Below are 12,538 nucleotides of genomic sequence, written 5' to 3' on the forward strand. Positions count from 1 at the left end.
CTCTCATCTGCGGTTACTTCGACATAGCCCTCTGCGATCCTAAAACTTCCGGCCATCAGGCAACCGCCAACTCTGCGGTGTGCGTGAGGAGTTGGTCGAGGCGGAGGTCGAGGGCATCGGCCAGGCCGGCGGCTACGTCGACTGAGGGCCGTACGCGGCCGGTCTCGTACGCCCAAACCGTGTGCTCGGTCCGTCCGACAGCGGTGGCGAGTTGGGCGGCGGTGAGTCCGGCGAGGCGGCGTTGATCGCGCAGCGCGGCACCGTTGAAGGCACGGGTGGCCATGGGGGCTCCACAAGAGCGGCGTGAGAAAGGGGGGCGTGCCCCGACCTGGGCGATCTGTGAGCGACCTGCTCCGTGCCGGTGAGCCCTGCTCGACTGCCCTGGTGCCCATCACGGGCGCTCTGCGGCCCCATCACGGTGTCCGCGGACTACTTGAGTCTAGCTCAGGCGTCCTGCGAATCGAACCCTGTAGGCATCTCTTGCCTTCGATTCATCGCCGCATGGATGCTGTGGGGCATGGCATCCACTCCATCGCCGCGCTGGGCGGCCTTCCCGGTAGGACTTGGGATCATGCTCCGGAACGCCCGCATCGACGCCGGTCTTTCCTGTCGTGCACTCGCGCGAGCCGTCGACCGCTCGCATGCCTGGGTCAGGGACCTGGAAGCGGGCGCACGGCCGCCGTCGACCACCATGGCCGGTCGCGTCTCGGAGGTGCTCAATCTCGACCCGTGGACCGATGCGATCCTGCGGTCGGTCGCCGTCGACGACGTGCAGCTGAGTGCCCGGCAGGCGACGCGGTGACGGGCGCAGTTGTGCGGGAGCGCCGTACGCCGCCGGAAGGGCTGGGCCCGCTGCTGCGCTCCGCACGGGAGCGGGCAGGGCTCGGACTGCGGGAGGCCGCGCGGGAGGCTGGGGTGTCCTCCGGCTATCTGGCGAACCTGGAGGCCGGGACACGCTCTCCGTCCGCCACTGTGGCCAGCCGCATTGCCGACGCCCTCAGCCTTGACGAGGCGCAGCGTGGGCAACTGCTCACCGCGGCCGTCACGGACGCAGGAGCAGACCATCCTGCCCGCCGCCGGGCCGCCGTCAGCTAGCCGAGGCGGCCCTTCACATACCTGACCAGCCACTCGTCAGGCGTTGCACCAGTGGGCGTTTCCACATCGAGCAGCCGCTCAGCGGCGAGGAACCACGGCGCGGGACGGATACCCACCGCGGCCTCGATCTCCAGTTCACTCAAGGCGCGAAGGGGTTTGGGCTCCATGAGGGCGGCGGCTGCCACCTCGATCAGCGGGTACAGCACGTGGGCTGCGACGGCGGCCGAGTCGAGCACGTCGTGAGGGGCAAGGCCGTGCTCCTTGGCGAGTTCGCGCACATCATCGAAGTCACCCTTCGCCCGCCGGTAGCTCCGAGGCAGAGCGATCATGCCTTCCGGTATCTCCTCTCTGGCCTGTTCCAACTCCTCGATCCCGCACGTATCCGCGATGGACTCTGCCGCGAATCCAGCCAACGTCACGATTGCTTCGAGTCGGGGAGAAGGGCACCTCGTCACGCGAACGTGGCCCGCAACTGTGCCGTATTCCGACTTACGGAGAGTGGCACTACGGAAGGCGCCGCCTACGGCGAGGCAGACAACGGCGTGTCCAGCCTCATGGACGGCCGTCAACCACAGTTGCGAGTTCGGGTTACCCACAAGGTGGGCGCGGTGCGCAGAGTCGGCGATAGCGACGCGCTGGGGCATGGCGAATCCTTCGAGAGAAGTGTCGGATCCATGCCGCGCCAAGGGGTTCAGAATACCCCGCAACCCGCTTCCCTAGGGCAGCATTCAGAGGGAAGGATAATTACTGTTATCCTTCCCTCTATGGATGCTGCGTCAGAACCCGTTCCCGGCGCGGAAGTTGCGCTCCCCTCGGCCGAGCTGACAGTCGAACTCCCCGATGCCGCCAAGGTCCGCTGCGAACTCGAAGCGCACTACGACGACGACCTCCCCCGGCTCGTCTCCATGTGGCTCATGTCCAAGCGCTCGGCCCACACCCGCCGTTCGTACGCCCGCGGCTTCCGGCGATGGGAAGCGTTCTGCCGCTCCGTCGACATCCACCCCATGCAGGCACGCCGGCCACACGCCGACGCGTGGATGCGCAGCATGGAACAGGCGGGCTCGCCCACATCGACCGTCGCGCACGCCCTGTCGACGGCCAGCTCGTTCTACCGGTACGCGATCAGCGTCGAGGCCACCGACCGCAACCCGCTGCTGCACGTCGACCGGCCGGCCGTCGACCCCGACCACTCCGGCACCGAGGGTCTGACCGAGCAGGAGACGGCCCGGCTCATCGCCGCCGCACGGGCCAACTCCCCCAGGGCGTACGCGCTGGTGATCCTGCTCTACACGCTCGGCCTGCGGGTCGACGGCGCCCTCGCCGCCGATGTGTCCTCGCTCGGCTACGACCGCGGGCACCGCACGCTGACGATCGTGAAGAAGGGCGGGGCCACGGCGAAGCTGCCGCTGCCGCCCATCACCGTGGACGCGATCGAGACGTACCTCGACGGCCGTACGGACGGGCCGCTGTTCGTCACCCGGACCGGGGCGCGGCTGCGGGAGCCGGAGGTGTGGAAGCTGCTGCGGCGCCTGGCAAAGCGGGCCGGCCTGCCTCAGGCCGACAGCATCCACCCGCACGTGCTGCGGCACGGGTTCATCACGGACGCCCTCGATCAGGGCGTGCCGCTGCATGTGGTGCAGGACGCTGCCGGACACAAGGACCCGCGTACGACGCAGCGCTACAACCGGGCCAGGAAGCGGCTGGACGGGCATCCGGCGTACGCGGTGGCGGCGGCCATGGCGGAGCGGCTGGAGCACCGCGAGGAGGGCGAGGATGCGTAGCTCCATCTCCGCCCGCCACGGCTTCACCCCATGGCACGATGCCCCACACCAGCAAGGGGGGCTCAACATGATCGAAGTCAAAGGCCATACCGGAGAGATCCAGTTCGACGGCCAGTTCGTCACCATCACCCGCAAGGGAATCGGGGCGCGGCTCACTGTCGGAAAGGGTGAGAAACGGCTGCACGTCTCCCAGATCAGCGCCATGCAGTGGAAGCCTGCCGGCCTGATGGTGAACGGCTTCATCCAGTTCACCGTGCCGGGCGGCACCGAGCGCCGTAGCGCTTTCGGCAGCCAGACGTCGAGCGCGGTGCAGGACGAGAACTCTGTCGTCTTCACGAGGAAGCAGCAGGCGGAGTTCGAGAAGCTCCGGGGGGCGATCGACGCGGCGATTGCGGCGCAGCGCCAGCCGCAGGCCCCGGCTGCCGCGGTGGCTCCGTCGGTTGCCGACGAGCTGACCAAGCTCGCGCAGCTGCATCAGCAGGGGCTCCTCACGGATGCGGAGTTCGCGCAGCAGAAGGCGCGGCTGCTCGCGCCGTAGTCGGCCGGCTGACTTCTCCGGGCAGCGCCGCGCCCGGTCATCCTCGGGAAGCTGGACGTGTGTCTCACACGTCCAGCCTTCTGACCAGCGTTTTTCCGGGATCCCGAAAGGACTCCAGGGGTCGGGACTGACGCGTACCCGGACGCGACTGCGCCCGGCCACCATCGCGGCGACCGGGCGCAATTCCGCAGCGGGTGAATTCAGCGGGTCGCGTTCCTCCAGGCAACTTGGGCCGACCGGCGTTCCGGCGAGTCCATCGGGTCGTGCACCCCTTCGGGCTCGGCCTCCTCGGTCTCCGCGGTCTCCTCGTCGCCCTCCTCGTCGGTGGTCTCGTCGTCGCCCGGCGCCCACTGACCGCGCGCCAGCCGCTCACGCTTGAGCGCCGCCTCGCGAAGCGTCTGGTCCGCCCGTGCACCGGCGATTGCATGCTCGGCGAGTCGCTCGTGGGTGGGCCGGCTGTCCGGCTCCGTGGACTCCCTACCGGCGGCAAGCTCGGCGTCGCGCTCCTGGAGCCGCTGGACGTGCCGGACCGCAGACGACGGTACGGGCTGCATGGGATCGATGATCTCGGTCATGTGTTCCTCACTTCATGGGGGTTGAAGGGGTGGGCGCTGTTGTTGCCCACCCCCAGTGGTCACGCGGCAGGCGGGGGTCCGTCCCAGCTGTCCCAGGCTTCGCCGAGGGCTTGGCCCGCCACCTGTCGCTCCCACTCGGTCATCGGCCGGCGGGCCGCTGCACGCAGCCGTACGCCCTGCTGCACGCGGGCCGCGATCTTCTCCGCGCGCTCCTGCTCCGCCTCGGTACGCGCCTTCCGCGTGGCCTCCGCCTTCTCCTCCGGCGTCTGCTCCTTGGCCGCTTCCGCATCGAGCTCTGCGGCTTTGGCCTCTGCCGCCTTGGCTCGCTCGGCCTGCCGCGTGCGCATGCCGTCCACCGCAAGGTCCACCCAGTCGGACATGTCGTTCTCCTCTGATCGCTGCAAGGGCCGGGCCGCCGTAACAGCCCGACCAGGGGCCGCTAGTTGATGTCTTCGGGAAGTCCGGCGAGCGTGTCGCGGAGGTAGCCGCGGAGCATGGCGAGCTGCCCCCGGATGGGCGCCTCGGAAGCCGCGTTGGTGTCGAGACGGACGGGGGCCCGTCCGGACTTCGTGGACGCGTGCAGGGCTGCGGCCTGGCCGGCCTCGGCGAGCCGGTCGAGGGCCTCACGGATGGCGGCGGCGGTGGCTTCCACAGCCTTGTGGAAGGAGCTGGCGGCCGAGTCGTGAATGGCGGTGGTGGACGTACCGCCGACGTCCCCGTAGGCGGCGAGGGCCTGGTCGACGGCGGCCTGCGCCGCGTCGGCCTTGCCCTGGAGGCGCACCTTGTCGGCGGGGACCGCGGTGTGCAGGGCCTGGTCGGCGCCGGCCTTGACGGCGGCGGCCTGGGCGAGGGCTTCGAAAGCCTGGCGGACGGCGACGGGCAGGTGCTCCGGGTTGAGCTCGACTCGCAGCGGCGGGTTGAGGGGGCGGTTGACGCCGATCGTGGTGAGCGTGCTGGCCATGGTTTCTCCTGGGTGTCAGGCGCCGGATGCGGCGGGGCTGGAGTTGTTGAGGTGGTCGCGCGGGACCAGGTCGAGGCCGCGTTCGGCGAGCGCACGGAGCTTCTGCGCGTGCCGTGCGGCGAGGCCCCGACGTCGGGCCGCGGCGAGTTCGGCGCGGCGCAGCTTCTCCGCCTCCGCCTTCAGACGGGCCCGCTCTATCCGCTCGCGTACGACGTCGTCGACGTTCATGTCCGCCCTCGCTTTACGGCGGCGAGGCCGGTCTCGATGACCTGATCCAGGAACTGCCGCCTACGGCGCGGCGACGCCCCAGACGGGAGGGTCAGCGGGCGCGGGCGGGCCGCCGGCCGGGCTGGGGTGAGTCGGGCTTCGGCCTCGGCGAGTTGCGCCATGACCGCGTCACCGTCCAACGGTCGCCGGTCGACGACCTCGCGGAGTGCGGTCAACTCTTGGGCGAACGCAGGTTCCTGACGCCACCGGACGACCGTGGGCGCGGTGACGCCGGCAGCAGTCGCGGCCTGGCCCACTGTCTTGTCGCTGGCGAGCGCGAGGAGTGCGGCGGCCCGGCGGCGGGCGGGTGTTGCTGCGGTCATCGCGCTGTTCCTTTCCGGGCGGGGGCGGGGTCGTCGAGCGTGGGCAGGTACGGCCGGCCGCGGGGGCAGGCGGCCGTGCCTCGCTGAGGTGGGACCGGTCCGGGCGCGCGGCCGAAGTGGCGGGGCAGGTTGAAGTCCCGGATCCACCAGGCGCGCCGCCAGGCGGTGGTGGGTGAGAGGCCGGTTGCGGCTGCGGCTTGCCGGAAGGTGGCGCCTGCGCTGACGAGGTCGAGGACGGCGATGCCTTGGCTGGTCTTGATGGCGGCGCTGAGTCGGCGGTGTGGGTAGGGCCCTCCGCGACGGTTGATCATCCTGGTTTCACTTTCTCCGGTCGGGTGTTGTCCATGGGTCGGCGGGATTCGGGGGGTTACATGGGTCGTGGTTGTCTGGTCGGGTGGCCGACCCCGATATCCGCGGGGCCGGCCGTCCTCGTGCGGGTCAGGCCGGATCGTCGTCACCAGTGCCGTTGGCGCCGTCGAGGTCTTCGACGACCGCGAGGTCGAGGGCGGCGGCGGTGTCGCCGAGCGCCAGGCAGACGTCTTCGTCGAGCTTCTTGCCGAGGACGTTGACGGCCTGGTTGAGGGCGGCTGCTGCGTAGGAGCGGCCAGCCGTGGCGATGGCGGCGTACAGAGCTTCCTCGCGGGCGGTGGTCTCGGGCTGCTCTTCGTGGTGGCGGGCCTGGTGGTACCTGATCTCGTATGCCTCCATGGCTGCGCCGAAGACGCGGTGGAAGGCGAGGAGGCGGTGGGGGTCGTCGTCGCCGTGGACGGTGGTGAGGACGAACTGGGTGACGGGTTCGATCGCCTGCGTCTTCAGGTCGAGGTCAGTCACGGTGTTTCTCCTTCGGTGGCGTTTGCGTCCGTCGGGGTGACGGAGACAGATCCGGCCGCCAGTTGACGGCCGGAAGTCTGCGGTCAGGGTTCGGGGTGGGATGTCGGTCGCCCTGTACGTAAAGGGGAATGAATGACATACATGGCAAAGATGGGGATGACCTGCGGTTTTGAGGTGACATTTATGGGTGACAAGGGGTGACACGAATGGCATGAATGGCCGTCCATGCGTGTCACCATGCGTGCCATGTCTGTCACCTGACCCGTATGACATCGGCGCAGGTCACGGCCATGTCTGTCATTCGTGCCATGTGTGTCGTGGGTGTAGTGAGGCAGGCGTTCACGACTCGTCCCCGTCTTCGGCGACGGCTTCCGGCAAGCTCCACGTGGAGCGCCGGTCCTTGCCGAATCCGGACTGATGCATCGACACCCCGAGCTTCTTCCGGGCCCGTTGAAGACTCGACTCGCTGATGCCGTCCTTCTTGGCCGCGGTCTTGACGTCGGCGGCGAGGTCGGAGCCTCCCTGATCCGTGAGGTAGGCGCGCAGCCATACGACGGTTTCGTTCGTCTCGCCGCGGTTGGTGTCGGGCATGGACTCGTCCCGCATGACCTCGCGGACGCTGGTCGTCGTCTCCCCGCCGAGGACGAACCGGGAGACGTGGGACGGCCCTTCGTCGGTGTCGATCGTGACGGGCTGGATCATGTACTCGTACGAGGGGAGCCCAAGCCGACCGAGGTTGTTCTTCTCCAGCGACATCACGAACCGGTCGGGCTCGTCGCGCTCGCCCTCTTCCTTGGCGAACGCGATCAGGCTGCGGATGAGCTGGCCGAAGGCGCCAGATCCTGCGACCCGTGCAAGGGGGTCAGCCGTACCGGACTTGGTGAAGTGGGCCAGCCCCAGGATTGTGAAGCGGTGCCGGTCGGCCGCCTCGACGAGGGGCTCAAGTGCCTGCCGGACTTCGGCGGCGCGGTAGTCGTTGACGCCCTTGTCGATGTACGAGAGAAGCGGGTCCATGACGAGCAGCGCGACGCTGTACCGCTCGGCTTCCTTCGCCAACAGAGACGTGTCGACCGGGAGGGTGAGCCGGGCGTAGAGCCGTTCCTCGTCCTGCACGGAGACGTGGAACACCATGTCCATGTCGGCTCCGGCGGCGAGCAGGCGGGGCGCGATAGTGAAGGCCCACGAGTCCTCGGCTGCGGCATAGATCACCGGGCGCGGCTTCCCGTACAGCTCGCCGGGCAGTGTGCCCGTGGTGATGCGGGCGGTCATCCAGACGGCGAACTGCGACTTCCCCAGCCCCGGGCCGCCGGCCGCGAGCACGAGGGAGTGCAGCGGGATCCGGCCGTGGCTGGTAGGTGGCGCGTCGGCGGGAGTGGTGTCCCACAACCAGCGGACCGGACGGATCCTGATACCGGAGGCAGGCCGCAGCAGCAGCGACCGGGGAACCTTCTCTTCCGCCTCCTGCGTTCCGTCGTCCGACGACCACGCAGGAACCCCGATGTCTGCCATGGCAGACACGGCCTCGGCGGCGGCTTGGCACTGAATGTGCTGGCAGGGAAGCGTCTGGTCGTGCCGATCACACCTGCCAGGCATGGCGCCCATGAGGTTCGTGGCGAGGTCGAAGGTGTCGGTCACGCGACCATCTCCGCGCGCGGCCAGTCAACCTGCTGACCGTTGACGAGGTGCCGATACCAGCCAGGCCTGCCCGGAATCGCGACCGGCGGCCACCCCTGGGAGGCCTGCACTGGGTTGGTTGGCTTGGGCTTGGCAAGCCTGTCCAGCTCGGCGATCGTCATCCGGTTGGCGACCGGCCCGCGCGACCTGGAGACGTCCCTGAACCAGGCCAACAGGCCGACCTCATCCCCGTACTTACGCCACCATTCGGCGGCTTCGATAAGCGCGGCGGCCTTGCGCGGGTCGTTCTCCGCAAGGAGGTGCCACTCGCGGGTGCCGTAGCGGGGCGGCGGCGCATCGTGGCCATCGAGCAGAGCAGTCACGCGGTGAGACGCCCAAAGGGCTATCGGGTCGTCGTATCGGGAGGTGACGGTCATGGCCGCGCCTCCCGCTCCTGGAGGACGGAGTCCGCTGTCATCTGAACCTCGGCGGAGATCCGGCGGGCCGTGGTCCGTACAAGGTGTGGTGAAGGCTGGTCGCCGAGGATTGTCCGTAGGGCTTCCCGGAGTTGGTTCCAGGGCGCGCGGGCTTCGGCGAGAGTGGTGACGGGGCTCTCGCCCGTCGCTGTGTGGCTGGCCATGTTTCCCGCAGAGGTACCGTCGGCGGCGGCCGTCGGCTGGTCGTTCTTCACGGCGTTTCCTTGCGTCGCGAGCGGAGCCGGTGCGGGTTTTGGATCTCTCGGCTTCGCGAAACGGTCTGTGAGGTGCGGGTTTCTGGCCCGGCCGCCGAACCTGCCGACTTGCTCAAGGGCGGCAGAGCGTACGGCGACCGGGCCGGAGGTCACCCGGAGCCCTCGTCGAGGGCGGGGCCGCGGCGGGCCTTGCGGAGCGCCTCATCCTCGGTGAGGTCGCTGGAGAACATGTCCCAGGCCGTGCGTTCGCTGGGGGTGCCATCAGCGTGGACGGTGGGACTGTTCTTCAGCTTGTCGCCGAACACCTTCTGGAACATCAGGCCCATGTGGTCGCCGACGTTGTCGAGGAACTCCTTGCCCCACGGGGAGCTGCACAGCAGCGCGGGTAGCCGGTCCGTACTGACCAGCCAGTCCCCGGCGCTCTTGATACGACGGGTGCCGTGTGCGTCCCGCTCGGGGTGTTCGGGGTCGGGTTCGAAAAGGTCCAGCCCCAGGTCGATGTAGTCGGTGAGGCATTCCCAGCCGAACCGGCCGTCGCCGCGTTCCTCGTCGTGGTCGCGCTGGTCCTCTATCGCGTACAGGTGCTGCTGCCGCACCCACTCGTGGGCCTTGTAAAGCGGCCAGCCGAGGGCTTCGGCGATATCCGAGAGGAGCAGGTAGCTCTCGTCCTCCGTGACGTACACGATGGGCGCCTCGCCGAACCCGGCGAGGTCGACGATGTTCCCGGCCGGGAACGGGGCGAGCGTCTTCACGGCGCTGACGCGGTCGAGGGCGGCGATCACGTTCGGGATCTGCTCGTCGGGACCTTCGTTGATCAGCCGGTCGTCGTGCTTGGCGACGAGGCGCTCGGCGAACAGGATGTGGACGGAGAGGGTCACGCGCCCGCTCCCGCCTGCTTGGCGGCGGCCTTCGCCCACAGCTCCGGCAGGACCGCGATGATCTGCCGCATCGTGGCCTCGGGGTTCGGCATCCGGTTGGCCGCGACGGTCAGGTCGTGCGCGAAGCTCTCTTTGAAGGCGCGGCCGAGTTCGGTGAGCTGGCCGCCCTCGACAACGAGCGCGTCGTCTGCGCCCTCGGCGAGGATCGCGGCCGAGTGCCGGGTGAGTTCGACGACGGGGACGGTGGGCATAGCGCCCGCAACGTCTGGCATTCTGGTCAAGACGTTCTCCTCAGGTGAGAGATGGGCCCTCGGTCGCTGGCAGGCGGTTAGCCGGGGGCTCCGTCGTTTGATGGGGGCGTAGAGCCCGGCCGTTGGCGCGTCTATCGCCGACGGCCGGGCGTCTCATGCGCCTTCCAAAAGGCGGACAAGGGAAGCGGTGACGACGCGGTGGCGGGCGCCGAAGCTGAGCACCGAGACCGGCGCCTCTCCTCGCTTCACGAGGTCGTACAGATAGCTCTTGGATACGCCGATGGCGCGGGCGGCCTCCGGTACCCCGACGGTGGCGGGCCATGTGCGGATCTCATCGAGGGTCGGTACGGCGCCCATCAGGCAACTGCCTCGGACCGCTCGCCGTTGATCCATGCATCGACGTCCGCGCGCCGATAGCGGATACGTCCGCCGCGCCCCGGGGACAGCTTGGTGAACTTCGGGCCGGTGCCCCGCCACCGCTTGTCCTTCAAGGTGCTTGTGGTGAGGCGCGTGATATGGCCAACCTCGGCGGGCGTAAGCCAGTCATCGGGACTGCCCGCATCCTGCGGCATACCGGCCGAGGTCAGGGCGAGTTTACGCATAGAACTCTGCCGTTCTGTCAGAGGTTCTCTGTCGTTCTGAACAGTACGAGAGTGTCGGTAGATATGCAACAACGGCAGTGAGATGCTGTCGTTGTGACAGAGGATCGAAGCATCGAGAACCCGCGCCCACGGCGAGCAGACTCGTGGGGTCCCACCAGTCGACGCGTGGCCGAGAACCTGCTCGAACTGCGTAAGGCGCGCGGGCAGTCCACCCTCAAGCTCTCCGCTGCCATGGAAGAGTTGGGGCAACCGGTCCCGGCAAGCGGCATTACGCGGATCGAAAAAGGGGATCGGCGCGTCGACGTCGACGACCTCGTCGCGTTCGCGCTGGCCCTCAATGTGTCGCCGAACGCGCTGCTCCTTCCGGCCAGGTGGGACTACGGCCAGGTCAACCTCACTCCGAACAGGAGCGTCTCCTCTCGGACCGCGTGGCTTTGGGCTGAAGGGCGCTCGCCAGCCAACGACTACGGCGTCAGTCCAACAGAGATCGTCGGCATGCCCGACGAAGATGACGACGAGGACGCGAAGGACTCCGAGTACTGGACTCAGCGAGAGGCGTACGAGTCACTCACGCACCCGCCCGAGCGCAGGCGCGCGGCACGGCACAGTGCGAATCGGGCGGCAAAGGCTACGACCAACGCAGTGGACATCCTGGTGAACGCGGTACTGGATGGCGACAAAGAGGCTGCAAGCCGCCGACTCAAGGCCGCCAAGTTGCAGCTACGGCAGCTGGAAAACGAGATCGCTCAGATCGAGCTTGAACTCGACAACTAGCAGGGGAGGGGGCGCCGGAGGCCATGTCGGACAACGTGAAGAAAGTGGTCCTCAGCAGCGGCACTGTGCGGTACCGCACAGTGGTCGACGCTGGCCGCGATGAGAACGGCAAGCGGATCCAACTCACGATCACCAAGGACACGAAGAGAGAAGTCCTCGCCGAACGCGCCCGCATCCAGTCTCAGCGGGCCGCCGGCACTCTGATCGCCCCCAACAAGATCACCGTGGGGGAGTGGCTGGACCAGTGGCTAGAGTACAAGCAGCGGGACGTCGAGGAGACGACGATCCGCACGTACCGGCTTGCCCTCGTGCACGTCTACGACAAGCTCGGGTACATCCGACTGCAGGAACTCGGCGAGGACCAGGTGCGCGAGTTCGTCGACGAGCTCGTTGCCACCGGCCGGCGCAAGGGCGGCGAGCCCGGTAGCCGTCTGGCGGTGTCGACGGTCGACGGGATCCTGATCCGGTTGCGGGAGGCCCTGAACCGGGCCGTGGTCCGCAAGCTGATCGCGGTCAACCCCGCGCAGTCCGTGCGGGTCGCGCTCGTCGACAAGAAGCTCGACAAGCGGGAGCGGGAACGACCCAAGCCGTGGACCGTGGCCGAGGTGCAGCTGTTCATCGCGGGCATCGAGGGCGACCGCCTGTACGCGCCGATGCTGCTCAGCCTGATGGGGCTGCGGCCGGCCGAGGTGTGCGGGCAGCGCTGGATGGACGTCGACGTGCGGCTCGGCACGCTGGACATCACGAACACGCGGACGATGATCGGCAACGTCCGGATCCTGGAGAAGGACACCAAGACGGCGTCCGGCGAGCGGATCCTGCCGTTGCCGTCGAAGGCGCTGGAGTCCCTGAAGCGGTTCAGCGCACGGCAGGCGCGGGAGAAGCTGGCCGCAGGCGAGGCGTACACCGACACCGGATACGTGGTCGTCGACGAGCTGGGGATGGCGCTGAACACGCGGCAGCTGCGGGAGCACGCTTACCGGACGATGCGCCGGCTCGGCCTGCGCCAAGTCCGGCTGTACGACGCCCGGCACAGCTGCTTGTCGTACCTCGCCGTGAACGGCGTCCCGGACGTTGTCCTCGCCGCGTGGGCCGGTCACTCGTCGGCGAGCTTCACCAAGCGCAAGTATGTCCACGTCGAGGCCGAGGACATGCGGGCCGCAGCTGCCGCGTGGGATGCGTTCCATGGTGGTGATCCAAAGGCCGCCACGTGAGAGATTGTGAGAAACGATCTCCCTGATACCGTGGAAAACAGCGCTTGACCAGCATAGATACTGAACGAAGTAGAACAGTGTACGGATTCTACTGGCGATTCGTGCAGGCCAGCGCCACAGTCCCCTTCGTCGGAAGCTACGAG

Annotated in this window: 22 protein-coding genes; 6 read left to right on the forward strand and 16 right to left on the reverse strand. The window is 68.3% G+C overall.

Features of this window, described 5'->3' with window-relative positions:
• Positions 1-55: 55 nt before the first annotated feature.
• Positions 56-283, reverse strand: coding sequence for a helix-turn-helix transcriptional regulator (locus tag OH768_RS44240; protein ID WP_406462314.1), 228 nt, complete (start codon positions 281-283; stop codon positions 56-58).
• Between the two features lie 234 nt (positions 284-517).
• Here OH768_RS44240 and OH768_RS44245 point away from each other — a divergent pair, with 234 nt between their 5' ends.
• Both OH768_RS44245 and OH768_RS44250 read left to right on the forward strand, forming a co-directional pair.
• Complete coding sequence (locus OH768_RS44245; protein WP_406462315.1) at positions 518-802, forward strand: multiprotein-bridging factor 1 family protein; 285 nt, start codon at positions 518-520, stop codon at positions 800-802.
• Positions 799-1,095, forward strand: coding sequence for a helix-turn-helix domain-containing protein (locus OH768_RS44250; protein ID WP_406462316.1), 297 nt, complete (start codon positions 799-801; stop codon positions 1,093-1,095). Before OH768_RS44245 ends, OH768_RS44250 begins: the two co-directional genes overlap by 4 nt.
• On the opposite strand, the gene OH768_RS44255 is transcribed toward OH768_RS44250, so the two are convergent.
• A complete protein-coding gene (locus OH768_RS44255) occupies positions 1,092-1,739 on the reverse strand; it encodes a hypothetical protein (protein ID WP_406462317.1) in 648 nt (215 codons plus the stop codon). The two genes, OH768_RS44250 and OH768_RS44255, sit on opposite strands and share 4 nt — an antisense overlap.
• A 120-nt stretch (positions 1,740-1,859) precedes the next feature.
• On the opposite strand from OH768_RS44255, the gene OH768_RS44260 reads away from it, so the two are divergent.
• Both OH768_RS44260 and OH768_RS44265 read left to right on the forward strand, forming a co-directional pair.
• Positions 1,860-2,876, forward strand: a complete 1,017-nt coding sequence (locus OH768_RS44260) for a tyrosine-type recombinase/integrase (RefSeq protein WP_406462318.1) — start codon at positions 1,860-1,862, stop codon at positions 2,874-2,876.
• Positions 2,869-3,414 carry a DUF4429 domain-containing protein gene (locus OH768_RS44265; RefSeq protein ID WP_406462319.1) on the forward strand — a complete coding sequence of 182 codons (546 nt, stop codon included), beginning with the start codon at positions 2,869-2,871 and terminating at the stop codon, positions 3,412-3,414. The genes OH768_RS44260 and OH768_RS44265 overlap by 8 nt, the downstream gene beginning before the upstream one ends.
• 200 nt (positions 3,415-3,614) lie before the next feature.
• Here the strand turns inward: OH768_RS44265 and OH768_RS44270 are convergent, their stop codons facing one another.
• The 14 genes from OH768_RS44270 to OH768_RS44335 form a co-directional block, all read right to left on the reverse strand.
• Positions 3,615-3,989 carry a hypothetical protein gene (locus OH768_RS44270; protein ID WP_406462320.1) on the reverse strand — a complete coding sequence of 125 codons (375 nt, stop codon included), beginning with the start codon at positions 3,987-3,989 and terminating at the stop codon, positions 3,615-3,617.
• Positions 3,990-4,048: 59 nt separating this feature from the next.
• Positions 4,049-4,369, reverse strand: coding sequence for a hypothetical protein (locus OH768_RS44275; RefSeq protein WP_406462321.1), 321 nt, complete (start codon positions 4,367-4,369; stop codon positions 4,049-4,051).
• Positions 4,370-4,428: 59 nt separating this feature from the next.
• Entirely contained in the window at positions 4,429-4,950 is a 522-nt protein-coding gene (locus OH768_RS44280; protein ID WP_406462322.1) for a hypothetical protein, read from the reverse strand.
• Between the two features lie 15 nt (positions 4,951-4,965).
• Positions 4,966-5,178: a hypothetical protein gene (locus OH768_RS44285; RefSeq protein WP_406462323.1), complete on the reverse strand. Its 213-nt coding sequence runs from the start codon at positions 5,176-5,178 to the stop codon at positions 4,966-4,968.
• A complete protein-coding gene (locus OH768_RS44290; RefSeq protein WP_406462325.1) occupies positions 5,175-5,540 on the reverse strand; it encodes a hypothetical protein in 366 nt (121 codons plus the stop codon). The genes OH768_RS44285 and OH768_RS44290 overlap by 4 nt, the downstream gene beginning before the upstream one ends.
• On the reverse strand, positions 5,537-5,851 hold the full coding sequence (locus tag OH768_RS44295) for a hypothetical protein (protein ID WP_406462327.1): 315 nt from the start codon (positions 5,849-5,851) through the stop codon (positions 5,537-5,539). Before OH768_RS44295 ends, OH768_RS44290 begins: the two co-directional genes overlap by 4 nt.
• A 127-nt stretch (positions 5,852-5,978) precedes the next feature.
• Positions 5,979-6,371 (reverse strand): hypothetical protein, encoded by a 393-nt coding sequence (locus OH768_RS44300; RefSeq protein ID WP_406462329.1) that lies wholly within the window; start codon positions 6,369-6,371, stop codon positions 5,979-5,981.
• A gap of 339 nt (positions 6,372-6,710) precedes the next feature.
• Positions 6,711-7,880 (reverse strand): AAA family ATPase, encoded by a 1,170-nt coding sequence (locus OH768_RS44305; protein WP_406462330.1) that lies wholly within the window; start codon positions 7,878-7,880, stop codon positions 6,711-6,713.
• Positions 7,881-8,002: 122 nt separating this feature from the next.
• Positions 8,003-8,422: a DUF2742 domain-containing protein gene (locus tag OH768_RS44310; RefSeq protein ID WP_406462332.1), complete on the reverse strand. Its 420-nt coding sequence runs from the start codon at positions 8,420-8,422 to the stop codon at positions 8,003-8,005.
• Entirely contained in the window at positions 8,419-8,676 is a 258-nt protein-coding gene (locus OH768_RS44315; RefSeq protein WP_406462333.1) for a hypothetical protein, read from the reverse strand. Before OH768_RS44315 ends, OH768_RS44310 begins: the two co-directional genes overlap by 4 nt.
• 149 nt (positions 8,677-8,825) lie before the next feature.
• Complete coding sequence (locus OH768_RS44320; RefSeq protein ID WP_406462334.1) at positions 8,826-9,554, reverse strand: hypothetical protein; 729 nt, start codon at positions 9,552-9,554, stop codon at positions 8,826-8,828.
• Entirely contained in the window at positions 9,551-9,835 is a 285-nt protein-coding gene (locus OH768_RS44325; protein WP_406462335.1) for a hypothetical protein, read from the reverse strand. Before OH768_RS44325 ends, OH768_RS44320 begins: the two co-directional genes overlap by 4 nt.
• 123 nt (positions 9,836-9,958) lie before the next feature.
• On the reverse strand, positions 9,959-10,162 hold the full coding sequence (locus OH768_RS44330; protein WP_406462336.1) for a helix-turn-helix transcriptional regulator: 204 nt from the start codon (positions 10,160-10,162) through the stop codon (positions 9,959-9,961).
• On the reverse strand, positions 10,162-10,407 hold the full coding sequence (locus OH768_RS44335; RefSeq protein WP_406462337.1) for a helix-turn-helix transcriptional regulator: 246 nt from the start codon (positions 10,405-10,407) through the stop codon (positions 10,162-10,164). The genes OH768_RS44330 and OH768_RS44335 overlap by 1 nt, the downstream gene beginning before the upstream one ends.
• A 165-nt stretch (positions 10,408-10,572) precedes the next feature.
• Here OH768_RS44335 and OH768_RS44340 point away from each other — a divergent pair, with 165 nt between their 5' ends.
• Both OH768_RS44340 and xerC read left to right on the forward strand, forming a co-directional pair.
• Positions 10,573-11,181 carry a helix-turn-helix domain-containing protein gene (locus OH768_RS44340; protein ID WP_406462338.1) on the forward strand — a complete coding sequence of 203 codons (609 nt, stop codon included), beginning with the start codon at positions 10,573-10,575 and terminating at the stop codon, positions 11,179-11,181.
• A gap of 23 nt (positions 11,182-11,204) precedes the next feature.
• Positions 11,205-12,395 (forward strand): tyrosine recombinase XerC, encoded by a 1,191-nt coding sequence (gene xerC, locus OH768_RS44345; protein WP_406462340.1) that lies wholly within the window; start codon positions 11,205-11,207, stop codon positions 12,393-12,395.
• Positions 12,396-12,538 lie beyond the last annotated feature (143 nt).

Source organism: Streptomyces sp. NBC_01622 (assembly GCF_045209635.1).
Lineage (GTDB): Bacteria > Actinomycetota > Actinomycetes > Streptomycetales > Streptomycetaceae > Streptomyces.

Bases quoted from the DNA above. Each gene is read 5' to 3' on its own strand.
- OH768_RS44265 (WP_406462319.1), top strand. From the start codon at position 2,869: ATGCGTAGCTCCATCTCCGCCCGCCACGGCTTCACCCCATGGCACGAT.
- OH768_RS44305 (WP_406462330.1), bottom strand. From the start codon at position 7,880: ATGGCAGACATCGGGGTTCCTGCGTGGTCGTCGGACGACGGAACGCAG.
- xerC (WP_406462340.1), top strand. From the start codon at position 11,205: ATGTCGGACAACGTGAAGAAAGTGGTCCTCAGCAGCGGCACTGTGCGG.
- OH768_RS44240 (WP_406462314.1), bottom strand. From the start codon at position 283: ATGGCCACCCGTGCCTTCAACGGTGCCGCGCTGCGCGATCAACGCCGC.
- OH768_RS44255 (WP_406462317.1), bottom strand. From the start codon at position 1,739: ATGCCCCAGCGCGTCGCTATCGCCGACTCTGCGCACCGCGCCCACCTT.
- OH768_RS44335 (WP_406462337.1), bottom strand. From the start codon at position 10,407: ATGCGTAAACTCGCCCTGACCTCGGCCGGTATGCCGCAGGATGCGGGC.
- OH768_RS44330 (WP_406462336.1), bottom strand. From the start codon at position 10,162: ATGGGCGCCGTACCGACCCTCGATGAGATCCGCACATGGCCCGCCACC.
- OH768_RS44290 (WP_406462325.1), bottom strand. From the start codon at position 5,540: ATGACCGCAGCAACACCCGCCCGCCGCCGGGCCGCCGCACTCCTCGCG.
- OH768_RS44245 (WP_406462315.1), top strand. From the start codon at position 518: ATGGCATCCACTCCATCGCCGCGCTGGGCGGCCTTCCCGGTAGGACTT.
- OH768_RS44285 (WP_406462323.1), bottom strand. From the start codon at position 5,178: ATGAACGTCGACGACGTCGTACGCGAGCGGATAGAGCGGGCCCGTCTG.
- OH768_RS44270 (WP_406462320.1), bottom strand. From the start codon at position 3,989: ATGACCGAGATCATCGATCCCATGCAGCCCGTACCGTCGTCTGCGGTC.
- OH768_RS44310 (WP_406462332.1), bottom strand. From the start codon at position 8,422: ATGACCGTCACCTCCCGATACGACGACCCGATAGCCCTTTGGGCGTCT.
- OH768_RS44275 (WP_406462321.1), bottom strand. From the start codon at position 4,369: ATGTCCGACTGGGTGGACCTTGCGGTGGACGGCATGCGCACGCGGCAG.
- OH768_RS44280 (WP_406462322.1), bottom strand. From the start codon at position 4,950: ATGGCCAGCACGCTCACCACGATCGGCGTCAACCGCCCCCTCAACCCG.
- OH768_RS44295 (WP_406462327.1), bottom strand. From the start codon at position 5,851: ATGATCAACCGTCGCGGAGGGCCCTACCCACACCGCCGACTCAGCGCC.
- OH768_RS44260 (WP_406462318.1), top strand. From the start codon at position 1,860: ATGGATGCTGCGTCAGAACCCGTTCCCGGCGCGGAAGTTGCGCTCCCC.